Source organism: Brevundimonas sp. EU05-FHT14B11 (genome assembly GCF_058790835.1).
Genome location: NZ_JBYTCY010000001.1, coordinates 712,392 through 735,257, shown reverse-complemented (window position 1 = coordinate 735,257; position 22,866 = coordinate 712,392). Strand labels below are relative to the sequence as shown.

At 69.5% G+C, this 22,866-nt stretch carries 17 protein-coding genes and 1 tRNA gene; 9 read left to right on the top strand and 9 right to left on the bottom strand.

The annotated features are described in order from the left end of the window. The first annotated feature begins 188 nt into the window (after positions 1 to 188). On the top strand, positions 189 to 824 hold the full coding sequence (locus tag AC3WRV_RS03750; RefSeq protein ID WP_492312189.1) for a glutathione S-transferase family protein: 636 nt from the start codon (positions 189 to 191) through the stop codon (positions 822 to 824). A gap of 1 nt (position 825) precedes the next feature. Here the strand turns inward: AC3WRV_RS03750 and AC3WRV_RS03745 are convergent, their stop codons facing one another. Beyond that, a complete protein-coding gene (locus tag AC3WRV_RS03745; protein WP_492312188.1) occupies positions 826 to 2,979 on the bottom strand; it encodes a response regulator in 2,154 nt (717 codons plus the stop codon). Positions 2,980 to 3,160: 181 nt separating this feature from the next. Between AC3WRV_RS03745 and AC3WRV_RS03740 the strand changes: the two genes are divergently transcribed. Further along, complete coding sequence (locus tag AC3WRV_RS03740; protein ID WP_492312187.1) at positions 3,161 to 3,940, top strand: hypothetical protein; 780 nt, start codon at positions 3,161 to 3,163, stop codon at positions 3,938 to 3,940. Beyond that, positions 3,924 to 4,706 (top strand): metallophosphoesterase family protein, encoded by a 783-nt coding sequence (locus AC3WRV_RS03735; RefSeq protein ID WP_492312186.1) that lies wholly within the window; start codon positions 3,924 to 3,926, stop codon positions 4,704 to 4,706. Before AC3WRV_RS03740 ends, AC3WRV_RS03735 begins: the two co-directional genes overlap by 17 nt. A 3-nt stretch (positions 4,707 to 4,709) precedes the next feature. On the opposite strand, the gene AC3WRV_RS03730 is transcribed toward AC3WRV_RS03735, so the two are convergent. Beyond that, complete coding sequence (locus tag AC3WRV_RS03730; RefSeq protein ID WP_492312185.1) at positions 4,710 to 5,447, bottom strand: phosphatase PAP2 family protein; 738 nt, start codon at positions 5,445 to 5,447, stop codon at positions 4,710 to 4,712. A 269-nt stretch (positions 5,448 to 5,716) separates the two neighbouring features. Between AC3WRV_RS03730 and AC3WRV_RS03725 the strand changes: the two genes are divergently transcribed. Beyond that, entirely contained in the window at positions 5,717 to 7,600 is a 1,884-nt protein-coding gene (locus AC3WRV_RS03725; RefSeq protein ID WP_492312184.1) for a ribonucleoside-diphosphate reductase subunit alpha, read from the top strand. Positions 7,601 to 7,807: 207 nt separating this feature from the next. Continuing rightward, complete coding sequence (locus AC3WRV_RS03720; protein ID WP_492312183.1) at positions 7,808 to 8,680, top strand: lipid A-modifier LpxR family protein; 873 nt, start codon at positions 7,808 to 7,810, stop codon at positions 8,678 to 8,680. A gap of 75 nt (positions 8,681 to 8,755) precedes the next feature. Here AC3WRV_RS03720 and AC3WRV_RS03715 read toward each other — a convergent pair whose 3' ends face one another. Further along, on the bottom strand, positions 8,756 to 10,525 hold the full coding sequence (locus AC3WRV_RS03715; protein WP_492312182.1) for a gamma-glutamyltransferase family protein: 1,770 nt from the start codon (positions 10,523 to 10,525) through the stop codon (positions 8,756 to 8,758). 184 nt (positions 10,526 to 10,709) lie between these two features. Between AC3WRV_RS03715 and AC3WRV_RS03710 the strand changes: the two genes are divergently transcribed. After that, a tRNA-Arg gene (locus AC3WRV_RS03710) sits at positions 10,710 to 10,786 on the top strand. A 423-nt stretch (positions 10,787 to 11,209) separates the two neighbouring features. Next, positions 11,210 to 11,983: a helix-turn-helix transcriptional regulator gene (locus AC3WRV_RS03705; RefSeq protein WP_492312181.1), complete on the top strand. Its 774-nt coding sequence runs from the start codon at positions 11,210 to 11,212 to the stop codon at positions 11,981 to 11,983. Here the strand turns inward: AC3WRV_RS03705 and AC3WRV_RS03700 are convergent. Then, a complete protein-coding gene (locus AC3WRV_RS03700) occupies positions 11,975 to 13,054 on the bottom strand; it encodes a helix-turn-helix domain-containing protein (RefSeq protein ID WP_492312180.1) in 1,080 nt (359 codons plus the stop codon). The genes AC3WRV_RS03705 and AC3WRV_RS03700 overlap by 9 nt on opposite strands. A gap of 127 nt (positions 13,055 to 13,181) precedes the next feature. Between AC3WRV_RS03700 and AC3WRV_RS03695 the strand changes: the two genes are divergently transcribed. Together AC3WRV_RS03695 and AC3WRV_RS03690 are read left to right on the top strand one after the other, a co-directional pair. Then, on the top strand, positions 13,182 to 14,345 hold the full coding sequence (locus AC3WRV_RS03695; RefSeq protein ID WP_492312179.1) for a DNA cytosine methyltransferase: 1,164 nt from the start codon (positions 13,182 to 13,184) through the stop codon (positions 14,343 to 14,345). Between the two features lie 71 nt (positions 14,346 to 14,416). Continuing rightward, positions 14,417 to 14,848 (top strand): surface-adhesin E family protein, encoded by a 432-nt coding sequence (locus tag AC3WRV_RS03690; RefSeq protein ID WP_291837563.1) that lies wholly within the window; start codon positions 14,417 to 14,419, stop codon positions 14,846 to 14,848. A gap of 60 nt (positions 14,849 to 14,908) precedes the next feature. Here the strand turns inward: AC3WRV_RS03690 and gyrB are convergent, their stop codons facing one another. From gyrB to rpsT, 5 genes are all read right to left on the bottom strand, one after another. Next, positions 14,909 to 17,347, bottom strand: a complete 2,439-nt coding sequence (gene gyrB, locus AC3WRV_RS03685; RefSeq protein WP_291837566.1) for a DNA topoisomerase (ATP-hydrolyzing) subunit B — start codon at positions 17,345 to 17,347, stop codon at positions 14,909 to 14,911. Between the two features lie 574 nt (positions 17,348 to 17,921). Beyond that, a complete protein-coding gene (gene recF / locus AC3WRV_RS03680; protein WP_492312178.1) occupies positions 17,922 to 19,046 on the bottom strand; it encodes a DNA replication/repair protein RecF in 1,125 nt (374 codons plus the stop codon). Between the two features lie 110 nt (positions 19,047 to 19,156). Beyond that, entirely contained in the window at positions 19,157 to 20,275 is a 1,119-nt protein-coding gene (gene dnaN, locus AC3WRV_RS03675) for a DNA polymerase III subunit beta (protein ID WP_492312177.1), read from the bottom strand. 231 nt (positions 20,276 to 20,506) lie between these two features. Beyond that, positions 20,507 to 21,964 (bottom strand): chromosomal replication initiator protein DnaA, encoded by a 1,458-nt coding sequence (dnaA, locus tag AC3WRV_RS03670; RefSeq protein WP_492312176.1) that lies wholly within the window; start codon positions 21,962 to 21,964, stop codon positions 20,507 to 20,509. Between the two features lie 448 nt (positions 21,965 to 22,412). Continuing rightward, positions 22,413 to 22,682: a 30S ribosomal protein S20 gene (gene rpsT, locus AC3WRV_RS03665; RefSeq protein ID WP_291841218.1), complete on the bottom strand. Its 270-nt coding sequence runs from the start codon at positions 22,680 to 22,682 to the stop codon at positions 22,413 to 22,415. Positions 22,683 to 22,866 lie beyond the last annotated feature (184 nt).

Below are 22,866 nucleotides of genomic sequence, written 5' to 3'. Positions count from 1 at the left end.
CGGCGCCAAGCCGAAACAAGGCTATTTTGCGATCACATTTTTCACAGACGCTAGATGTAGTAGCTGAGCCATAGTCTTCTGGGGATGGAGCCGGGGACAGTCTCAAGCCGGACTTATGCCGCCAGGCCAAGGACTTGGGTGCGGAGCCCCGCCGCCGGGTGCAGGTTTCCGACCCAAGGAGGACTGTCATGACCTACACCGTCTACGGCGCCGCCGGCTCGGGCTCGGTGCCCGTCGAGGCCGCCCTGACCCTGATCGGCGCCCCCTACAAGGTGATCGAGGCGGTCACCTGGGAGGGCGACCGGGAGCGCGACAAGGTCGCCCCGGTCAATCCGATGCGGCAGATCCCGGCTCTGGTCACCCCCGACGGGGAGACGATCACCGAGAGCGCGGCCATCCTGATCTGGCTGACCGAGCAGCACCCGGAGGCGGTGCTGGCGCCCGAACCCGGCGACCCGCGCCGGGCGCAATTCCTGCGCTGGATGAGCTTCATCCCCGCCTCGATCTATTCGATGTTCTGGGTCCGGGATGTCCCGTCCCGGTTGGGCGGCGACGATCCGTCGGCGCAGACGACGATCCGGACCCGCACCGCCGAACGGATCGCGGACTGCTGGGGCGTGATGGACAGCCAGCTTGCGCCCGGCCGCTGGCTGCTGGGCGACGAGCTGACGGTGCTGGACCTGTATGTCGCCACCGCCAGCCGCTGGACCCCGGGCCGCGGCCGGTTCGCCGAGGTCGCGCCGGGAATGGCCGAGGTCGTGAGACGGGTCGACGCCCTGCCCGAACTTCAGACGTTCTGGGCCGAACGGTTTCCGGCGGAATAGATCAGGCCGCCCGGCTGACGCGGGCCTGCGGCAGGGCGCCGGTGAGGGCGCGGTTGACGGCGTCGAACAGTCCGGCCTGGTTCACCGGCTTGGCCAGGTGGGCGTTCATGCCGGCGGCGAGGCAGCGCACCACGTCCTCGGGCATGGCGTCGGCGGTCATGGCGACGACGGCCAGCTGTCCGGCGGCGCCCGGCAGGGCGCGGATGCGGCGGGTGGCCTCCAGCCCGTCCATGCGCGGCATGCGGACATCCATCAGCACCAGGTCGAAGACCTCGGCCTGAACGGCCTCGACCGCCTCGACCCCGTCGCAGACCTCGATCACCTCGCAACCGAAGGCCTGCAGCATGATGCGGGCGATCTCGCGGTTCACGGGATGGTCGTCGACGACGAGGATGCGCGGCGCCCGCTCGATCGCCGCTTCGGTTTCGACCTCGGGGACCGGGCGCAGTTCGACCACCGGAGCCGGCTCGGGCTCCGCGTCGGCCAGACGGACCAGCGGCAGGTGCAGGGTAAAGGTCGCGCCCTCGCCGGGAACGCTGTCCACGTCGATGCGGCCGCCCAGGCGGCCCACGTGACGCGCCGCGAGCGCCAGGCCCAGGCCGGCGCCGGAGTGACGGCGGCGGATCGAGGCGTCACCCTGGGCGAAGGCTTCGAACAGGTCCGGCAGGACTTCAGGCGGGATGCCGCAGCCGGTGTCGGCGACACGGATGACGACGCCGTCGGCCACGCGGTCGAGACGCACGGAGACCTCGCCCGCCTCGGTGAATTTCACGGCGTTGGCGATCAGCGGATGCACGGCCTGGCGCAGGGCGCGGCGATCGCAGGCGAACCGCGCCCGGATCGGCAGGCGGTCATCGACGGTCAGCGTGAGGCCGCGCGCGTCGGCGGCGGCGCGGCTGGGCGTCATGGCTTCGCGCGCCACGGCGGCCAGGTCGAGCGGCTCGGGCGACAGGGCGTCGTCGCCGCGGGCGAAATCCAGAATGTCCTCGACCAGCATCAGCAGGCCATCGCTCGACTCGCGGATCTGGCGGATCTGACGCAGGGCCTCGGCGTCCAGGCCGGGGCGGGCGGCCAGCAGGTCGGCGAAGCCCGCGACGCCGTTCAGGGGCGTGCGCATCTCATGGCTCATCACGGCCAGGAAGCGCGAGCGGGCGGCGGCCGCGTCCTCGGCCCGGCGGCGGGCCTCCTGGGCGACCAGGGTGCGGGCCCGCAGGCGCGCCTCCAGCCGGCGGCGCTCGCTCATCACCGTCGACAGCGGCAGGACGGTCGCCACCATGGCCAGCATGTAGAGGTTGTAGATGCCCAGCCGGCGCAGCAGGTCCGGAACGGCTTCCAGCCCCGGAATGTCCAGCAGGTGGGCCAGCTGCACGGGTCCATAGCCGGTCAGGGTGGCGGCGCCGCTGATGGCCGACGTGATGATCAGGGCCGTCGCCGTCATGGTCGGCGACAGGCGCAGGCCGATCAGCAGCATGGGCAGCAGGGTCAGGAACAGCAGGGGGTAGTCGTTCTGCAGGAAGACGGCGGCGGTGACGACGGTCATCACGGCGATCAGGACGACGGCCTCGGGCGCCGAGGCGCGGGCCAAGCCCTTGAAGCGATGGGCGCGGGCGAACAGCAGCAGCACCGGCGTGACCAGCAGCAGACCCATCACCTCCATGATCAGGAAGGACTGCAGATTGAACAGCCAGATCGTCAGCGGCGGATGGCGCAGGGCCCAGGCCAGGCTGAAGCCGACCATGGCGGTGGCCGCCACGGCGGTGACGGAGATGGCCATGAAGCGGAACAGCCGACACGGGCGGCGCATGTCCAGCGCGGCGCCGCAGTAGCGGCGGGCGATCAGGGCGGCCAGCACCGCTTCGCCCAGGTTCAGGACCGCATTGATCCAGAGGAAGACGCCGGGATCGCCCCGGAAGGTGTTGGAGAGCAGGTTGATCGCGAAACAGGCGGTGAGCACCATCATCGCGGGGCGACGGTGCAGCTGAAGCAGGGCCGCGACCATGACGCCGTTGGACAACCAGACGGCGACCGTTCCGTAGGTCGCGACGCTCCAGTGGCCGATCAGCTGCGACAGGGCGAAGAGCAGCACATAGAGCCAGGGCGGCGGGCCTGCGACCCGGCCTGCCTCATGTCTGAACAGACGCCAACGACCCTTCAACCCGAAGCCCTCCCGGCTCCAACCCGAGCGACTACGGTTAAGGTCAATCCGTAAACAAACTGGCCTGAGGGCGAATGAGGGACTTCACGTAACGCGGGAGTCCCCCGACGAGACGGAACCCCCGGACCGGCGGAGCCGTTTTTTCGCCGCGCCGGTTCCCCGTCGCGGGAGGAGTGCGTGAATGTCAGACACCGTCGCCGACCCGAGCTTCCATCCGCCGAAGGAGGCCTTGGCCTTCTACGAGGAGTCGCTTCGGCTGCTGCAGGAGAGCGGCATACCCTTCCTGCTGTCCGGCACCTATGCGGTGACGGCCTATACGGGCATCAGCCGCCCGACCAAGGACCTTGACGTCTTCTGCAAGCCCGGGGACTACCCGCGCATCCTCGCCTACTTCCAGGCGCGCGGGTACCGCACCGACGTCGAGGACGAGCGCTGGATCGCCAAGGTCTGGAAGGACGAGAAGCATTTCTTCGACGTGATCTTCGCCATGTCGAACGGCACCATCGCCGTGAACGACAGCTGGTTCGGCGGCGACACGATCGAGGTCTACGGCCACACGGTCGGCATCACCCCGCCGACGGCCCTGATCCTGTCCAAGGTCTTCATCCAGGACCGCTACCGCTACGACGGGGCCGATGTGAACCACGTCATCCTGAAACAGTCCGCGGCCATCGACTGGAAGAGCCTGCTGGACCAGATGGACCTCTATTGGGAGGTGCTGTTCGCCCATCTGCTGAACTTCCGCTTCGCCTACCCCACCGAGCGGGACAATGTTCCGGCCTGGCTGATCGTCGAGCTGAACGAGCGGCTGCGCGCCCAGGTCGACCTGCCGGCGCCGCGGGTGAAGGTCTGCCGCGGCCGCCTGTTCAGTCCGCGCGACTACATCGCCGACATCACCGAATGGGGCTTCGGCGACATCGTCGGCAAGGGGCTTGAGGAGCGGCATGACCCCATCCACTGACGCCCCCGTCGATCCCCAGACGCCCCAGCCCGGCCTCGAGCCGGGACCGACCAGAAAGCTGCGCGTGGCCGCCGTCGGCGACCTGCATGTGGGCGAAAACCATGAGCGGCCGCACCGCGAACTGTTCGAGCGCGTGTCCGACGACGCCGACGTGCTGTGCCTGTGCGGCGACCTGACCAATTTCGGCAAGACGCGCGAGGTGGAGATCCTCCTGGAGGACATCCGCGCCTGCAAGATTCCCATGGTCGGGGTGCTGGGCAATCACGAGCACGAATGCGGCCAGCCCGAGCATGTGACCAAGATGCTGTGCGACGCCGGGGTCCAGATGCTGACCGGCCAGGCCTTCGAGATCGAGGGCGTCGGCTTCGCGGGCGGCAAGGGCTTCGTCGGCGGCTTCGGCCGCTACATGCTGAGCCCCTTCGGCGAGGCGACGATCAAGAGTTTCGTGCAGGAGGCGGTCGAGGACGCCAACCAGATCGAGAACTCGATCCGCATGCTGCGCACCGAGCGCTCGGTGGTGCTGCTGCACTACGCCCCCGTCGTCGACACCGTGATGGGCGAGCCGCCCGAGATCCACGCCTTCCTCGGCTCCTCGCGTCTGGGCGAGACCATCGACCGCTATGACAACGTCAGCCTGGTCGTTCACGGCCACGCCCACCGCGGCGCGCCCGAGGGCCGGACCCACAAGGGCGTGCCGGTTTACAACGTGGCCCTGCCGGTGCTGCGAACGCTGGGGGATCAGCCCTATCGGGTGTTCCAGGTCTAGGGCTCAGCCCGGCTCATCGTCCTGCAGCGGCGCGTGGTGGACGACCTGCCGGCGCTCGACCGCATAGGCGACCAGCCACAGGGCCATGGCCCAGGCGGCGCCGGCGCACCAGCCGGCCAGCACGTCGGTGGCCCAGTGGGCGCCGAGGTAGACGCGGGTCAGGCCGATCAGCAGGGCGATCAGGATGGCGCTGCCCAGCACGAAGGCCTTGAATCGTTTCTGGGGGAAGGCCCGGGTCAGCATGACGCCCAGCGTCAGGTAGAAGACCGTCGACAGCAGGGCGTGGCCCGAGGGGAAGCTGGCGTTCAGCGTCTCGACCGCCTGATAGACGGCGGGCGGGCGGGCGCGCTCGAACAGGGCCTTGAGGCCTTCACTCAGGGCCACGCCGCCGGCCAGGCCGACGACGAGCAGCAGGGCCGACAGCCGCTTGCGCTGGATCAGCAGGAAGCTGAAGGCGATCACCGCGAACAGGGTCAGGACGGAGATGCCGCCCAGGGATGTCAGGTCGGCCGCCGCCTCCTGGAGCCACCACGGCCCGCGCGGCTGTCCCGCGACCGGCTGGAGCCAGTGCAGCACCGCCTGGTCGAACATCTGGCCGTCCGCCTCGGTCATGTCGTCGGCGACCTCGACAAAGGTCATGACGCCCAAGGCGATGATCAGAAGCGCGCTCAAGGCGGCGATTTCGGTGCGGGCGATGCGCAGTGCGCGGCGCCAAAAAACGACTTGCTGTTCCCCGGTCATGGCCAAGCTAACGGTCCCGTTTGTGGGACGTTCCCCTCACGCGTTCGTGATTCAAATCTACAGCGCCTTGTCATGCCCGCGTCGCGGCCTGTCCACAGGCTCATCCCCCGCCTTGAAGCCGATTCGGATAGAAAGTGATCGTCAAGCCCGTTGACGGTTGGTTAGCCATCTGCGCCCCATATGTGGGCTTGGGGAGCGCTTCAGCCACTAGGTCTTGTGGTTCGGAGTGCGGGGATACCTCTTAGATTTTTGTTCAGGGCGACGATCAAATGGCTGGCGGCGAAGCGTTGAAGACGATGGAATTCCAGACGGTTGCGGACGCCGACGGCGAAGCCCGCCCGCATCTGTCGGTCGTTCCCTCGATCCAGATCGACCGTTCGCGGGATGATCTGCTCACGGACTTCGGCAAGAAGACCCTCGAGGACCGCTATCTGCTGGCCGGCGAGAGCTACCAGGACATGTTCGCCCGGGTCGCCACGGCCTTCTCGGACGACGCCGAGCACGCCCAGCGCGTCTACGACTATATGTCGAAGCTGTGGTTCATGCCGGCGACGCCGGTGCTGTCGAACGGCGGCGCGGATCGCGGCCTGCCGATCAGCTGCTTCCTGAACGCGGTCGGCGACTCGCTGGACGGCATCCAGAGCGTCTGGAACGAAAACGTGGCCCTGGCCTCGAACGGCGGCGGCATCGGCACCTACTGGGGCGGCGTCCGCTCTATCGGCGAGAAGGTCAAGGGCGCGGGCCAGACCTCGGGCATCATCCCCTTCATCCGTGTGATGGACTCGCTGACGCTGGCGATCTCGCAGGGCTCGCTGCGCCGCGGCTCGGCCGCCGTCTACCTGGACATCCACCACCCGGAGATCGAGGAGTTCCTCGAAATCCGCAAACCGTCGGGCGACTTCAACCGCAAGTCCCTGAACCTGCACCACGGCATCTCGATCACCGACGCCTTCATGGAGGCGGTTCGCGACGGCAAGACCTTCGACCTGCTGTCGCCCAAGAACAAGGAAGTGATGAAGACGGTCGACGCGCGCGCCCTGTGGCAGAAGATCCTCGAGATCCGCCTGCAGACCGGCGAGCCCTACCTGATCTTCTCCGACACGGTGAACCGGCAGATGCCGCAGCACCAGAAGGACCTGGGCCTGTCGGTCAAGCAGTCCAACCTGTGCGCCGAGATCATGCTGCACACCGGCCGCGACCACCTGGGCGTCGACCGCACCGCGGTCTGCTGCCTGTCCTCGGTCAACGCCGAGACCTTCCTGGAGTGGCGCGAAGAGCCCAAGTTCATCGAGGACGTGATGCGCTTCCTCGACAACGTGCTGGAAGACTTCATCCGCCGCGCCCCGCCCGCCATGGCCGCCGCCGTCTATTCGGCCAAGCGCGAGCGTTCGGTAGGCCTGGGCCTGATGGGCTTCCACTCCTTCCTGCAGGGTCAGGGCGTGGCCTTTGAAAGCGCCATGGCCAAGTCGTGGAACATGCGCCTGTTCAAGCACCTGCGCCGCGAGGCCGACAAGGCCAGCCGCCTGCTGGCTGAAGAGAAGGGCGCCTGCGAGGACGCCGCCGAGCGCGGCGTCATGGAGCGCTTCTCGCACAAGCTGGCCATCGCCCCGACCGCCTCGATCTCGATCATCTGCGGCGGCACCTCGGCCGGCATCGAGCCGATCCCGGCCAACATCTACACCCACAAGACCCTGTCGGGCTCGTTCGCGGTCAAGAACCCCTACCTCCAGCGCCTGCTGGGCGAGAAGGGCATCGACACCGAGGCGGTGTGGAACTCGATCCTCGAACACGAAGGTTCGGTGCAGCACCTGGACCAGCTGAGCGAGGACGAGAAGGGCGTGTTCAAGACCGCCTTCGAACTGGACCAGCGCTGGGTCGTCGAACTGTCGGCCGACCGCGCCCCGGAAATCTGCCAGGCCCAGTCGATCAACCTGTTCATCCCCGGCGACGTGGATAAGTGGGACCTGCACATGCTGCACTGGCGCGCGTGGGAGACCGGCGTGAAGTCGCTCTACTACCTGCGCTCCAAGTCGGTGCAGCGCGCGTCCTTCGCGGGCTCGGAAGACAAGGTCGAGGCCGAGGTCGATCCGAACCAGCCGGACCTCTTCTCGGCGGCCCGCACCGACTACGACGAGTGCCTGGCCTGCCAGTAAGGCCTCCGACATCGCCATGAGACAGGAACCCGCCCGGCCCCGCCGCGGCGGGTTCTCTCTTGTCGCCCTGACGGGAAGCGGCGGCCGTCAGGAACCGCGTCCAAAGGCTGACGTTCAAGGGGCGGAAGAGTGTCGTGAAAATGTCTGTTGGCGGGCCGCCCCGGATCGTGCAGGGTCGAGGCTGTTAACGGACTGAGGGGACCGTTGATGCGTATTACGGCCATGGCCGGACTTCTGGTGTTCGCAGCCTGCACGGCACCGGCCGTCGCGGGCGAAGCCGTGTCCGGACAGGTCGCCGTTCCGGATCCCTGGGCCGTGGCCCGCGACCGGCCCACCAACGTCTCCGACCTTCTGACCCAATTGGACCGCGAGGAGCGCTTCGCCGAGGCGGACGCGCGCGGGTTCGACACCGTCGCCGACCGCACCGGCTATGCGCCGCGCGACCGCGCCTCGCCCTGGGCGGCGTCCAACCGGGACGTCTGGTTCGAGGGCGGCGCCTACAACGACCGCCTGCGCCTGCGCACCGAGGGCCGCGTCCGCCGCGAGGACGGCGCGCCCCTGCCTCCGGGACCGCTGGATCCCGCCGCCTATGACGCCGAGCACTATGACCTGACCTATGTGCGCGGCTGGACCGAGACCCTGGGCCAGACCGGCTCGGGCCTCGACGTCACCCTGACGCCGCATATCGGCGTGGGCGTGGGCAGCCGCGGCGGCTCGACCGAGGCCGGCGCCACTCTGCGCATCGGGCCGGATCTGGATCGGATGGTGCCCGACGGGACGGAAGCCTTCGGCGAACGCCAGCGCTGGTACATCTACGCCGCGGGTTCGGGCCGGGCCGTCGGCTACAACTTCGCCCGCAACCGCGACGGCGACTACGCCCGCTCGGGCGTCAGCCATGACAGCGGCAACTTCATGGGCGACGCCTCCATCGGCGTGGCCATGCGCCGGGGCGCGGTCCAGAGCTCGGTCGGCCTGGTCTATCGCGAGATCGGCGTCGAAGGCCTGCGGGCCGGGCCCGGGGTGGACACCGACGTGTCCGAGGGGCTGATCGCCTTCCAGCTGAGCATCAAGCCCGAGTGAGGCAGTAGGCTGTAGGCCCGCTGCTCGTCCGCCTCGGCCTTCCCTATCGCCTATCCGCCTACTGCCTATTGCCTCCTACTGCGTCCTCGCCACGCCCTCGCGCCGGTCGTCCGCCGCGCCGTCCCAGGCCCATTGGCCGTCCGCCCGCTGCCGCCAGAGGCCGCCGTGCAGGCCGGAGTTCTCACTGGCGTTGGGACGCAGGGTGATGCCGCCGGCGTTCAGGCCGTCCCGCAGCGCCGGGCTGAAGCGGTCCGTGTCGGCGCCGAAGCCGTCGCCGCGCGCCACCAGATTGGGCAGGGCGAAGGCCTCCGCGACCGGCATGTTCCAGTCCAGCACGGCGATCAGGGCCTTGGTGTTGTAGGCCAGGATCGAAGGACCGCCGGGCGAGCCGAAGGCGCCGACCAGCCGGCCTTCGCGGTCCAGCACGATGATGGGCGACATCGACGAGCGCGGCCGCTTGCCCGCCGCCACCGCATTGGCCGCGGGGCCGCCGTCGGCGCGGGCGGGCGAGAAGGAGAAGTCGGTCAGCTGGTTGTTGAGGAAGAAGCCCGCCGCCATCCGGCCCGAGCCGAAGATGCTCTCGACCGTGGTGGTCATGCTGACCGCGTTCCCGGCCGCATCGACGATGACCATGTGGCTGGTGCCCGCGGGCTCACGCGTGGCGTCCGGTCCGGTCAGCGCTCCGCCCGGCGGCGTGCCCGGCTGGGCGGCGCCGGTCAGGCCGGGGGCCAGGGCCGCGCGCGAGGCGACATAGGCCGGGTCCAGCAGCCCCTGCACCGGCACACCGACAAAGGCCGGATCGCCGACATAGCGGTCGCGGTCGGCGTACATCAGCCGCTGCAGCTGGGCGAAGGCGGTCCAGGCGGCGACGCTGTCGGGGCCGGCGTCGATGTCCGGCGTCCGCTCGGCCATGGCCAGCAGCTGCAGCACCGCCACGCCCGAGGACGGCGGCGGCGGCACGCAGACCACATAGATGCGGTAGGGGCGGCACAGGGCCCCCCGCTCGATCGGCTGGTAGGCGGCGATGTCGGCGGCGGTCAGGGCGCCCGGGCGGGGGTCCTGCGCCACCGTGGCGGCGATCTCCCGCGCGATGCGGCCGCGGTAGAAGACCTCCGTCCCCTGCGCCGCCAGATCGGCGACGGTGCGGGCGTACTCGGGGTTCTTCAGGGTGTCGCCGGCGACGTAGCGGGACCCGTCCGCCTTGGTGAAATAGGCGTCGGCCCAGCGGGTGCGGGCCTGCCCCCGGGTCAGGGCGATCATGCCGGCGAGGCGCGGACTGACCGTGAAGCCGTCCCGGGCCAGACGCTCTGCGTCGCCGAACAGGGCGCTCCACGGCAGGCGGCCGTGTTCCTTCTGGGCCATGGCCAGCATGGCCACCGCGCCGGGCGCGCCGGTCGAGCGGCCGCTGAGCACGGCGGACATGACGTCGAGCGGCTGACCGTTCTCGTAGAACAGTTCAGGCGTCGCGGCGGCGGGGGCGGTCTCCCGGCCGTCGTAGCTGGTCACCTCGCCCGTGGCGGCGTCATAGACCATCATGAAGGCGCCGCCGCCCAGGCCGGACGACTGGGGCTCGACCAGGCCCAGCACCGCCTGAACGGCCACGGCGGCGTCGACCGCCGAGCCGCCCGCGTTCAGGACCCGCATGCCCGCCTCCACCGCCAACGGATTGGCGGCGGCGATGAACGGCCCCTTGGCCTGCGGGGCGACGGGAGCCTGGACCGCCGCCACGGACGCGGGCGCCGGGGCGGCGGGAGCGGTCCAGCCCGTACAGCCCGACAGCGCCATCCCGAGAACGACGGCGGTCGCCGCCAGCACACGCAGGGGACGGGTCGGACGAAACGGCATGGAGAACTCGGCTGATGCGGCGGGGAGGAACGCCCTAAATCGGGGCGGCACCCTGCCGCTTCAACGCCCCGAACGAAACCCCTGACGCGCCCGCCATGAAATCGTCCCGGAAAACAGTCGATCCGGGTCTTGCCCCCCCGGCATACGTGGGGTAGAGACCCGCCCTCGCCGTTCGCGGCCGTGCGCACCCGTAGCTCAGCTGGATAGAGCACCAGACTACGAATCTGGGGGTCAGGAGTTCGAATCTCTTCGGGTGCGCCATTCGCTTCTCCTGGATCCGTGATCCAGGCCGGAGCCATCCCTTCCAGACATGACGATCCCGGCTCACGCCTTCAGCGCATCGCGTTCTGAAGGTGTCCCGGCGGCGTCCGCCGGGACACGCGACCAAGGCTATGCGGCGGCGGCGATGAGGGTGTTGTCGATCTCGTCAGCGCGCCGGGCGGCGAGGCGCTGGAGATGGGGTCCGGACAGCGGGAGAACACAGGCCTTGCCAGACGCCTCGCCGAGCCGCTCGCCATGCCCGTCCGTCCCAACCGCTTGTCCCGGCGTTCCACCGTCGGCGCCTCGCTTTCCTGTTTCAGCATAAGGACTTGCGAGGATCCCGCGGCGTCCGGCATGGTCCCCCGCCGGCATCGGGCGGGGACCCGTTCCGCGGCCACGGCGGCCTGATGAATGGGGAGCAGCATGAGCGCGTATCAGGAGGCTTCCACGGCGTCGGCCGACGCCGGACCGACCTCCTGGGTCTTCCTCGATCGCGAGGCCCTCTCCGCGCCGGATGCTGGGTCGGAAGAGCGCGTCGGCCTGGTGGTCGACGGGCGCGGCGATACGGCGCGGCTGCGCATGGGCGCGCTGTCGGCGCTGGAGCCCGGACCCGACGGCGGCGGGCGGCTGATCCTCGCCACGGACCGCGCCTCGGCGCCGAAATGGCTGGCGGACCTGAAGCCCCCGCGCCCGGTTACGCCCTCGGCCTTCACCACCCTGATCATCAACCTGATCGAGGAGTTGGCCGGGCTGGCCGCGAGCCCCCGCGCCGACGACGCCTCCGTGGTGGTGGAGTCCATCCTGATGCTGGCGCGAACCGCCCTGGAGCGGCCTCCGGAGCCGGCCGCCCCAGCGGGGATGGCGGGCGATCCGGAGATGCTGGCCGCCGCGCGGCTGATCGAGGAGCGGCTGCTGGATCCGGACCTGGACGCCGGCAGTCTGATGCACGCCCTCGGCCTTTCGCGCTCCAGCCTGTATCGGGCGTTTCAACCCGTCGGCGGGGTGCAGGCCTACATCCGGCAAAGGCGGCTTGAGCATGCCCGCGACCTGCTGATGCGCCGGACCGGACCGCGTCCGACCGTGAGCGAGGTGGCCCAGGCCTGCGGCTTCGCCAGCGATTCCCACTTCAGCCGCGCCTTTCGCAAGGCCTTCGGCTCGTCGCCCGGCGCCCGGCGCGAGAGCGAACCGTCAGGCTGAGCGCAGGACCCGCGGCGCGCGCGCGCCGAGCGTCGTGCGGCCGCGCAGCCAGTTGACCACCATGTCGTGCCGGAAGGGGCCGCGCGGGGTCTCGGCGAGGGCCCGGGTCTCGAGCCGGCGCGCCGCCATCTCTCCCGGCGCATGGCCGAACCGTTCGCGGTACAGGCGGGCGAAATGGGCCGCGCTGGCGAAGCCGTGGCGATAGGCGACCTCGGCCACCGTCTGGCGGCGCGGGTCCCGGCCGCCGAGCGCCGCGCGCGCGCCGTCCAGTCTCAGGTCCAGCATGTAGCGGCGCAGGCCGCCTGGGGCGAAGGCGCGGAACAGGGTGGTGCGCGACACCCCCGACGCGGCCGCGATGTCCTGCACCGTCACCTGGGGGTCGAGCAGCCGCTGGCGCATGAAGCGGGTCGCGCGGTGGCGAACCGTGGCGTGGATGGCGGACAGTTGCTCGGGCGTGGCGGTGCTGTGACGGCCCACGGCGCGCTCGGCGATGAGCAGGGCGGCCTCGACGGCGGCCGCGCCCTCGTCATGGCGCAGGTTCGCAGCCGTATCGGCCAGCAGGCACAGATGGCTGGCCAGAAGCCGGCCCATCGGATTGTCGGGCGAGATCGCCAGCCCGTGAATCCCGCCGTCGCGCATCCACAGCGGCGCGGCGATGCGAGGGATCATCAGGGTGACCAGATCGATGGCCTCGGCCCGGGACACCGACGGCCGCGAGAGATCGCGGAAATGGATCGATCCGGCCGAAGAGCGGATATCGGCGCCGTCGGCGTCGCCGACCAGCGGCGCGAACAGGACGAAGACGTTGATGGCGTCCAGCCCGGACGCGCGCACCGTGCCGGCTGTGCGGCGCAGGGTCTGCGGCACCGAATAGCCGCGCGCGATGCTGCCGTTGTCGAAGACCGAGCCCATGGTGCGGCTGACGAATCCGGCGCGGGCGTCCGGGTCGACGCCCTCGACGTCGTAGATGTCACGCATGCTCTGGTGATAGCCGTCGAACGCATCCGGGTCGGACTGCGTCGTGACGTCCCACGAATACGAGACGGGGCGGGAGCGATCGTCGACCGGCACAGGGGACTCCAGAACGCGCCGAGAAAGCCACGTTTCCGTTGTCGGATCAACGCACTTCGCCTTCCGGGCGGGTTTGGAGGGCGCTCTGGTGGACCCGGCGCCGCCGAGGCCGCAGACTGTGCGCCGAATGATCGAATCGCCCCGCTCCGCCGCCTTCGAGGCCTATGAGTTCTTCGCCGGCGGCGGGATGCTCCGCGCCGGGCTGGGCGAGCGCTGGCGCTGCACCTTCGCCAACGACATCGACCCGCAGAAGGCCGTCGCCTATCGCGCCAACTGGGGCGGCGAGGAACTGGCGGTCGGCGACATCGGCGCGGTGACGCCCGCCGACCTGCCGGGGCAGGCCGATCTGATGTGGGGCTCCTTCCCCTGCCAGGACCTGTCGCTGGCGGGCGCGGGGGCCGGGCTGGGCGGAGCCCGCTCGGGGACCTTCCACGCCTTCTGGGATCTGGCCAGAGGCCTGGCGCGCGAGGGCCGAGGCCCCAGGATCGTGGCCATCGAGAATGTCTGCGGCGCCCTGACCTCGCGGGGCGGGCGGGATTTCGAGATCCTGTGCCGGACCTGGGATGAGGCGGGCTACGCCGTCGGGGCCCTGGTGATCAACGCCGACCGCTTCGTGCCCCAGTCGCGGCCGCGCCTGTTCGTGATCGGGGTGCGCGGCGACGTGGCCATCGACCCGGCCCTGCTGGCCGACGGACCCGAAGCGCCCTTCCACCCGGCCAATCTGCGGCGGGCGACGGAGCGGCTGCCCGAGGCCCTGCGCCGGCGGATGCTGTGGTGGCGGCTGCCCGAGCCGGTCGAACCGGTGGCCGGCCTGGCCGCCGTGACCGAAACGGAGGGCGCTCACCTGAACTGGCATTCCGAGGCGCAGACGGCGCGGCTGCTGAGCCTGATGTCGCCGGTCAACCGGGCCAAGGTCGAGGCCGCGCGCGCGGCGGGCGGGCGTCAGGTCGGCGCCCTGTACCGACGCACCCGGCGCGACGCGGACGGCCGCCGGCTGCAGCGGGCCGAGGTGCGCTTCGACATGGCCGGCTGCCTGCGCACGCCGGGCGGCGGCTCCAGCCGCCAAACCCTGCTGGTGATCGAGGCGGGGCGGGTGCGTTCGCGGCTTATGACGGCGCGGGAGACCGCCCGGCTGATGGGGCTGCCGGACGCCTATCGCCTGCCCGGCTCGTACAGCGCCGCCTGCAAGCTGACCGGAGACGGGGTGGCCGCGCCGGTGGTGCGGCATCTGGCCCGCTGGCTTTTCGAACCGCTGGCGGGAACGAAAGGCGCGGCCCGCGAGGCGGCCTGAGCTCACTCCGCTTGCCAAACGCCGCGTCTGGCGCATCATGGCGGACAAAGAGGATCTGGGGAGATCATCCAATGAAATTCATGCTGATTGCCGCGGTCGCCCTGGCCACGACGGCGACGCCTGTCCTGGCGGAAAACTGGCAACCCTATTCGAGGACCGCGGCGCGGGCCTATCTGACAGACGTGGACAGCATCGTCGTCACTGACGCGATCACGTCGATCCGCGCCGCCTCGGTGCCGATGACGGCGCCGCCGGGCGACCTGACCCATACCGAAGAGACCTATCAGTTCGACTGCGCGGCCGGAAAATGGCGGACCGCCGGGTCCAGCGAGTTCGAGGCCGACGGCACCCACGAGGACTATCCCGAAGAGGGCGCCGCCTGGGAGCCCCTGCGGCCGAACACCAATCCCGACTTCCTGAAGCAGATCGCCTGCGACGGCTCGCGGTCGAGCTCAGGCTCCTTCCCGACGATCCGGGCCTTCATCGAAGCCGGACGGCCGTAGCCCTTCTGAGCGGAACGGAATCCAGGCCTCGATGGACACTGCCCATCGAGGCCGATTTCGTTAGGCGTCGACGGCGGCGTCCAGGGCGTTTTCCTGGATGAACTCGCGGCGCGGTTCGACCACGTCGCCCATCAGCTTGGCGAAGAGGTCGGAGGCCTCTTCCTCGTGCGCGACGTTGACCTGCAGCAGGGTGCGGGCGTTGACGTCCAGCGTCGTCTCCCACAGCTGCTCGGGGTTCATCTCGCCCAGGCCCTTGTAGCGCTGGATGGCGATGCCCTTCTTGCCCGCGTCCAGAACGGCCTCAAGCAGGTCGAGCGGACCGCGGATGGTCACCGACTTGTCCTTGCGGCGGAAGACGGCGGGCTTGTCGAACAGGCCCTCGAAGGCGGTGGCGCGTTCGGCCAGACGGCGGGCGTCCAGCGACCGGATCAGGGCCTCTTCCAGCACGATGCGCTCGGTGACGGCGCGGCGGACGCGTTCGAAGGCCACAGCCCCCTGGGCGCCCGGACCGCCGGTCCACGGACCGTCGCCCTCCTCGGCATAGAGGTTCAGGCGGGCGGCAGCCTTGACCGGATCGCCGCCCGCTTCCGCGAACAGGCCGGCCAGAGCCGACTGTTCGATGGCGAAGGTCGGCGCGCGCTGGCTGAGGCGATCGACCCCGGCCTTGAAGGCCTTGGCCTCGCGCACCAGCGCCTGCAGGTCCAGGCCAGTGCGGCGCTCGCCCGTGGGCAGGTCCAGCTCGGCGTCGGAGGAGCCTTCCTCAATGAGGTAGGAGTCCATCTCCGTCTGGTCCTTGAGGTAGCGCGACTGCTTGCCCTTGGAGACTTTGTAGAGCGGCGGCTGGGCGATGTAGACGTGGCCGCGTTCGATCAGCTCCGGCATCTGACGGTAGAAGAAGGTCAGCAGCAGGGTGCGGATGTGGGCGCCGTCGACGTCGGCGTCCGCCATCAGGATGATCTTGTGGTAGCGCAGCTTGTCGGCGTTGAAGTCGTCGCGGCCGATGCCGGTGCCGAGCGCCAGGATCAGGGTGCCGATCAGTTCCGACGACAGCATGCGGTCGAAGCGGGCGCGCTCGACGTTCAGGATCTTGCCGCGCAGGGGCAGGACGGCCTGGTTCTCGCGGTTGCGGGCCTGTTTGGCCGAGCCGCCGGCGGAGTCGCCCTCGACGATGAACAGTTCGGACTTGGCCGGATCGCGTTCCTGACAGTCGGCCAGCTTGCCGGGCAGGGAGCTGATCTCCATCGCCGTCTTGCGGCGGGTCAGGTCGCGCGCCTTGCGGGCGGCCTCACGGGCGGCGGCGGCCTCGATGATCTTGCCGACCACCAGCTTGGCCTCGACCGGGTGTTCCTCGAACCAGGTGGCGAGACCTTCCTGGCACAGGCCCTCGACGGCCGGGCGGACTTCGGACGAGACCAGCTTGTCCTTGGTCTGGGAGCTGAATTTGGGATCCGGAACCTTGACCGACAGGACGCAGGTCAGGCCTTCGCGGGCGTCCTCGCCGGAGACCGAGACCTTCTCCTTCTTGGCCGCGCCGGCAGCCTCGATATAGCCGCCCATGACGCGGGTCAGGGCCGCGCGGAAGGCCGACAGGTGGGTGCCCCCATCCCGCTGCGGGATGTTGTTGGTGAAGCACAGCATGGTCTCGTGGTAGCTGTCGTTCCACCAGAGGGCGAGATCGAGCTCGATGCCCTCCTTCTTGCCGCGGATGACGATGACGTCCTTGAGGATGGGCGACTTGGACTTGTCCAGGTGGCGCACGAAGGCCTCGACGCCGCCCTCGTAGTGCAGGATCTCCTCGAACTTCTCGGCGTGCCGGTCGTCGCGCAGCTTGATGACCACGCCCGAGTTCAGGAAGGCCAGCTCGCGCAGACGGTGCTCCAGCGTCTTCAGGTCGAAGTCGATGTGCGAGAAGGTGGTCAGCGACGGGAAGAAGGTGACCTGGGTGCCGGTCAGAAGCTCCCCGGCCTTGGCGCCCTCGGTGCGGATGGGGGCGTCGCCGGTGACCTTCAGGCTCTCGGCGGTGTCGCCGCGCTCGAAGCGCATCTCGTGGCGCTTGCCTTCGCGGAAGATGACCAGCTTCAGCCAGTCGGACAGGGCGTTGACGACCGAGACGCCGACGCCGTGCAGGCCGCCGGAGACCTTGTAGGAGTTCTGGTCGAACTTACCGCCCGCGTGCAGCTGGGTCATGATGACCTCGGCCGCCGAGACGCCTTCCTCGGCGTGGATGGCGGTGGGGATGCCGCGGCCGTTGTCGGTGACGGTGACCGAGCCGTCGGCGTTCAGGATGACCTCGACCAGGTCGGCGTGACCGGCCAGGGCCTCGTCGATCGCGTTGTCGACCACCTCATAGACCATGTGGTGCAGGCCGGAGCCGTCGTCGGTGTCGCCGATATACATGCCGGGGCGTTTGCGCACGGCGTCCAGGCCCTTGAGGACCTTGATGGAGTCGGCGCCGTATTCGGCCGGGGCGACAGCGTCGTCGGGGGTCTGATCGGTCATTCAATCGGTCGGTAAAGCGGCCCGGCGAAGGGCCCGGAAGGCGGCGCGAATCCGATCCGCGCCGAAGCAGTCAGAATATAGGAAATTTCCACGGGAATGCGAGGTTTTAAGGGCGTTTCCGGTGGGCGGATCCGCCCCCTTCGGACCGGCGCCGGGGCCCCGCGCCCGTGCATCGGATCGTCGAGGGTTCGGGCGGTGAAAACGCGTTTCCAAAGTCGGCTAAAACATAAACTACGACATCCGCGACGGAGGGAATGGGCGGAGTCTAGCGGAGCCCGCTCCCAAGGCGGACTTAGGTCGGTGGGTGGAAAATTTCCGCTTTGATAACAGAGGCCTGCGCGGCCCGGATGTGCGGGTTCAGGATGAACCGCCGCGTATCTTTCGAGGATGCACGTCCGGATCTCCCTCCCCCTTGTGGGGAGGGATGTCGGCGCGCCAGCGACGACAGGGTGGGGCAAGTCTGGCCAGCCTCATTTGTGCGGCCGCTCCCCACCCGTCCTCGCTTTGCTCGGCCACCCTCCCCAGGAGGGGAGGGAGAACGCCGGCGCCAGCCTTCCGGGTCTGGCCTGGACGCTCAGCCGAAGCCGCCGTCCGCCACCGGCACGAACTGGGCGCGGCCCTGGAGAGGGGCGAACAGATCGGCCTCGGTGCCGGTCATGAAGGCCTGCAGGCCCAGCGCCTCGATCTCGTCGAACAGGGCGGCCCGACGGGCCGTGTCGAGGTGGGCCGGGGCCTCGTCCAGGAGCAGGACGGGGGCCGCGGCCTGGCCCGAGAGGCGGGCGATCTGGGCCAGGATTAGATTGAGGACCAGCGCCTTCTGCTCGCCCGAGGAGCCTTCGGCGGCGGGGCGGTTCTTCTCGCGGTGCAGGGCGGTCAGGTCGGAGCGGTGCGGGCCGAACAGGGAGCGGCCGGCGGCGGCGTCGCGCGGACGGGAGCGAGCCATGCCCTCGCGGATGGAGCCGGCGATGGCGTCGGCGTCGGCGCCCGAGGCGGCCAAAGCCTCGGCCTCGCCGGCCAGGCCGAGATCGGCCTGGGGGAAGAGGCGGTCGCCGCGGGTGTCGATGGCGGCCTGGAGCGTGGTCAGGGCGGCGGCGCGGGCCATGGCGGCGGCGGCCCCGGCCTCGCCCAGCCGGATTTCCAGCGCGTCGAGCCACAGGGGGTCGGCGGGCCGCCCCTCTGCGCCGTCGGTGAGCAGGCGCAACCGCTCGCGCAGGGCCTTCTCGTAACCGGAGACGGCGGCGGCGTGATCGGGATTGGCGGCGAAGACCAGCCGGTCGAAGAATTTCAGCCGCTCGGCCCGGGCGTCGGAGAACAGCCGGTCCTGCTCGGGCGTGGCCCAGACGGGGCGCAGATAGTCGAGCAGGCGGCCGGGCTGGGCCGTCTCGCCGTCAATGCGGACGATGCGACGGGCGGCGCCGGGCGACTGCACGCCGGTGCCCAGCTTCGTCTCGTCGCCGTCGCCGGTGAGGACCGCGGCGACGGCCCAGGCGCGGCCGGTCGCCTCCCCCGGCTCACGCCGGCCCATCTCGGGCGCGGAGGCCCCGCGCAGGCCCTTGCCGGGGGTGAACAGGCTGAGGGCCTCCAGCAGATTGGTCTTGCCCGCCCCATTCGGGCCGTGGAGCACCACCGCCCCCGCCGCGATGGGCAGGGTCGCGCTCGCGTAGGAGCGGAAATCGGTGAGGGTGAGGGCGGTGATCAAGGGAGTGATTAGTGGTTAGTGATTAGTGGTTGGCGCGTCACCGCTGGCGGCAGGACTGATCCTGTCTGCGGTCCAGCAACCACTAATCACTAACCACCAATCACTTCGCCTCACACCCGCAGCGGCATCAGCACGTACTGGACACCGGGATCGCCCGGATCGAGGACGAGGGTCGGGCTGGCCGGGTCGGCGAATTTGAAGTGGGCGGTTTCGCCGGTGATCTGGCCGGCGACGTCCAGCAGGTAGCGGGCGTTGAAACCGATCTCGAAGGGCTCTTCGGAGTAGCCGATCTCGACCTCCTCGACGCCCTGGCCGGCTTCCATGTTGCGCACCGTCAGGGTGACGCGGTCCAGTTCGAAGGCCAGCTTCACGCTGCGGCTCTTTTCGGCCGAGATGGTGGCGACGCGGTCGACGGCCGAGGCGAAGACGGCGTTGTCGATGTCGGCCTGCTTGTCGTTGCCCTTGGGGATGACGCGCATGTAGTCGGGGAAGGCGCCGTCGATGACCTTGGAGGTCAGGGAGGCCTGGCCGAACTCGAAGCGGATCTTCTGCGGGCTGACCTGGACCTCGACCATGCCCGAGCCGTCGTCGAGCAGGCGGCGGACCTGATCCACGGTCTTGCGCGGGACGATGACGCCCGGGCCGCCGGCGGCGCCCTCGGGGGCCGGGGTCTCGGCCAGGGCCAGACGATGGCCGTCGGTGGCCACGGCGCGCAGCAGCGGAATGCCGCCCTCGGCCACCGTGTGGAGATACAGGCCGTTCAGATAATAGCGGGTCTCTTCGGTCGAGACGGCGAAGCGGGTCTTGTCGATCAGCCGGGCCAGGTCTTCCTTGGACAGGGCGTAGCGCGAGCCCGAGGTCTCGGTCGACATCACCGGGAAGTCGCCGGCCGGCAGGACCGGCAGGTTGAACTTCGACCGGCCGGCCTGGACCACCAGACGGGGGTCATCGCCGGAATAGGACAGGGACACCTCGGCGCCGTCCGGCAGCTTGCGGACGATTTCGTACAGGGTGTGGGCCGGGGCGGTGATCTGGCCCTCGACGTTCACCGTCGCCTCGGCCTCATCGACCATCTCCATGTCCAGGTCCGTGGCCGCGAAGGCCAGCTTGTCCCGGCCCGCGCTGAGCAGGACGTTGGACAGGATCGGAATGGTGTTGCGGCGCTCGACGACGCTCTGGACGTGGCCGAGGGCCTTCAGGAGCGCGGATCGTTCGATGGTCAGCTGCATGTCGTCTCGCCCGGGGTGCGGCGACTCAAAGCGTCACCGCGAATAGAGGGCCTTGGACACTAGCGGATTGGTGGGGCGGAGCAACGGTCTGGAACGCGGTCCACAGACTTCTCCCTCCCCTTTATAGGGAGGGATGTCGTCGCGCAGCGGCGACAGGGTGGGGCAAGTCTGGAATTCCCCACCCGGTCGCTGCGCGACCACCCTCCCCATAAAGGGAGGGAGAGCCTTCGGTCAGCCGCGCAGTTTGCGGGTCAGGGCTTCGACGTCGCGGGCGATCTGCTCGTCCTGGGCGATCAGTTCCTCGATCTTGCGCACGCCGTGCAGGACCGTGGTGTGATCGCGCCCGCCGAACCGGCGGCCGATGTCCGGATAGGACCGGGTCGTGTGCTGCTTGCACAGCCACATGGCGATCTGGCGCGGACGGGCGACGGAGCGCGTGCGGCGCTCCGACAGCAGGTCGGCCTGTTTGAGGGTGAAATGCTCGGCGACGGTCTTCTGGATCTCGTCGACGGTGATGCGGCGCTCGGGGCCGCCGCGCAGGGCCGAGCCGAGCAGGCTCTGGGCCTCGTCCACGGTCAGGGCCGACAGGCGGGTGGCGGCGACGGCGGCCAGGGTGTTCACCGCGCCTTCCAGCTCGCGCATCGAGCCGGGGGTGCGATCGACCAGGTGCTCCAGCACGTCGGGGCGGACCTCGCCCGAGACGACGCCGAGTTTGGCGAGCGCCTCGATGCGGTTGCGGGCCACGGCCAGCTTGAGCGTGCGGTCGGCGGGCTCGACCGGGCAGGTCAGGCCCGAGGCGAGGTGGCTGCGCAGGCGCGGCTCGATCTCGGTCAGGGCCATCGGCGGCTTGTCGGCCGACAGGATGATGCGCTTGCCGTCCTCGATCAGGGCGGTGAGCGTCGAGAGCAGCTCTTCCTGGGTCGAGGTCTTGCCGCCGACGAATTGCACGTCGTCGATCAGCAGCATGTCGGCGCTGCGCAGGCTGTCCTTGAAGGCCGCGGTCGAGCGGTCCTGCATGGCGCGCACGAAGGTCGACAGGAAGCGTTCGGCGGTCAGGTAGACGACCTTGGCGTCCGGACGCAGGCGCTGGGCCTCCCAGGCGACGGCGTTCAGCAGGTGGGTCTTGCCGTAGCCGTAGGGGCCGCAGAAGAAGATCGGGTTGAAGTGGCCGTCGGCCCAGGCGGCGGCCTGGCGGGCGATGGCCAGGGCGAAGGCGTTGCCCTGCCCTTCCACGAAGCTGTCGAAGGTCAGGCGGTCCTGCAGGCCGGCGGCGCGCACAGCACGGGCGCCGTCGGCGACCGGGGGCACCGTGGCCAGGGGCATGGAGGCGTGGGGCATGGCCACCACATTGCCCGAGATCGCCGAGGCGGCGCGGCCGGCGGCGACCTGCGAGGCCGGGGCGACCGAGCCCATTTCGGCGCGGCAGCGCACGTCGAGGCGGCGGTTGAGGCCATCCAGGCCCAGCCACAGCTCGTTCATGCGGCGCAGGGCGTTCTTGCGCACCCAGTCACGCGCATAGGCGGTCGGCGTGACCAGGATCAGTTGGCCGGCGCCGTCCACGCGCACAGCCGACGGCGCGATGTAGGAACTGAACGCCCCCTCGCCGATCTCGCCGCGCAGCCGACCGGCCGCCTCGGTCCAGATATGATCCGGATCCGTCATCCCCGCCATCCTCGCGCTCCCCATCATCGGTCAGCCACCCGCCGCAAAAATCCATCACCGTGACACCCTTCAGAGCCGGCTGGCGCAGGGACGACTTCTCCTGCCCGGTGCGGCGCAACCGCCGCCCGGATTGGGGTCGTTCTCTCGATCAGACGGCTCACGCCGGAGCGAAACAGGGTTCCGCGCCGTCTTCATCCGTGTGGGGATGGAAGTGCGTCAGCCCCTTGAACTTACGCTCGGCGAAGGGTGGGTCAACGCTGATTCGCGACTCAAAATGCAGTTAAAATTGTTGACTCCGCTAAAGCGCGTCGCGGCCTTGGGAAATCCTGATTTCGCCACAGACGCGAGCGCGAATTCGCGTGACAACGGTTACCGCGACACGTGCAAACGGCGAGGGAGCGTGTGCGCCCTCGCCGTTGAATTCACTGCTATTTACCATGACAGGCCTATGAAAGGCCGTCCGGAGCCCGAAAAATCAGGCGGCCGACATCTTCTTCAGTTGGGCGGCCAGACGCGACACCTTGCGCGAGCCCGTGTTCTTGTGAACCACGCCCTTGGAGACGGCGCGCATCAGCTCCGATTGAGCCTCCACGAAGGCGCCCTTGGCGGCGGTGGCGTCGCCACCGGTGACGGCTTCCTGGAACTTGCGCAGGAAGGTGCGGACGCGCGTGCGGCGCGCCTTGTTCACTTCGGTGCGAGCGGCGATCTTGCGGATCGCTTTCTTGGCGCCGGGGTTGTTGGCCATCAGTCAAACCTTCGAACGGAAAACGCCGCGGAGCACACGTCCACGGCGCGGAAATCTCAAGAGCGCGCGGCTATAGCGGAAAGGATGGAACGGGGCAAGGCGAGTCTGATCCCCGCCCCTTGCACTCCCTCACGCCGCCGATCCTGTAGCCCAAAACGCCCAAACCCTGTCATCCCAATACAAG

Excerpts from the sequence above, each read along its gene's own strand:
- dnaA (WP_492312176.1), bottom strand. The coding sequence starts at position 21,964 with ATGATGGGGAGCGCGAGGATGGCGGGGATGACGGATCCGGATCATATC.
- AC3WRV_RS03740 (WP_492312187.1), top strand. The coding sequence starts at position 3,161 with ATGTCAGACACCGTCGCCGACCCGAGCTTCCATCCGCCGAAGGAGGCC.
- rpsT (WP_291841218.1), bottom strand. The coding sequence starts at position 22,682 with ATGGCCAACAACCCCGGCGCCAAGAAAGCGATCCGCAAGATCGCCGCT.
- AC3WRV_RS03690 (WP_291837563.1), top strand. The coding sequence starts at position 14,417 with ATGAAATTCATGCTGATTGCCGCGGTCGCCCTGGCCACGACGGCGACG.
- gyrB (WP_291837566.1), bottom strand. The coding sequence starts at position 17,347 with ATGACCGATCAGACCCCCGACGACGCTGTCGCCCCGGCCGAATACGGC.
- AC3WRV_RS03750 (WP_492312189.1), top strand. The coding sequence starts at position 189 with ATGACCTACACCGTCTACGGCGCCGCCGGCTCGGGCTCGGTGCCCGTC.
- AC3WRV_RS03735 (WP_492312186.1), top strand. The coding sequence starts at position 3,924 with ATGACCCCATCCACTGACGCCCCCGTCGATCCCCAGACGCCCCAGCCC.
- AC3WRV_RS03715 (WP_492312182.1), bottom strand. The coding sequence starts at position 10,525 with ATGCCGTTTCGTCCGACCCGTCCCCTGCGTGTGCTGGCGGCGACCGCC.
- dnaN (WP_492312177.1), bottom strand. The coding sequence starts at position 20,275 with ATGCAGCTGACCATCGAACGATCCGCGCTCCTGAAGGCCCTCGGCCAC.
- AC3WRV_RS03725 (WP_492312184.1), top strand. The coding sequence starts at position 5,717 with ATGGCTGGCGGCGAAGCGTTGAAGACGATGGAATTCCAGACGGTTGCG.
- AC3WRV_RS03705 (WP_492312181.1), top strand. The coding sequence starts at position 11,210 with ATGAGCGCGTATCAGGAGGCTTCCACGGCGTCGGCCGACGCCGGACCG.
- AC3WRV_RS03730 (WP_492312185.1), bottom strand. The coding sequence starts at position 5,447 with ATGACCGGGGAACAGCAAGTCGTTTTTTGGCGCCGCGCACTGCGCATC.
- AC3WRV_RS03695 (WP_492312179.1), top strand. The coding sequence starts at position 13,182 with ATGATCGAATCGCCCCGCTCCGCCGCCTTCGAGGCCTATGAGTTCTTC.
- AC3WRV_RS03720 (WP_492312183.1), top strand. The coding sequence starts at position 7,808 with ATGCGTATTACGGCCATGGCCGGACTTCTGGTGTTCGCAGCCTGCACG.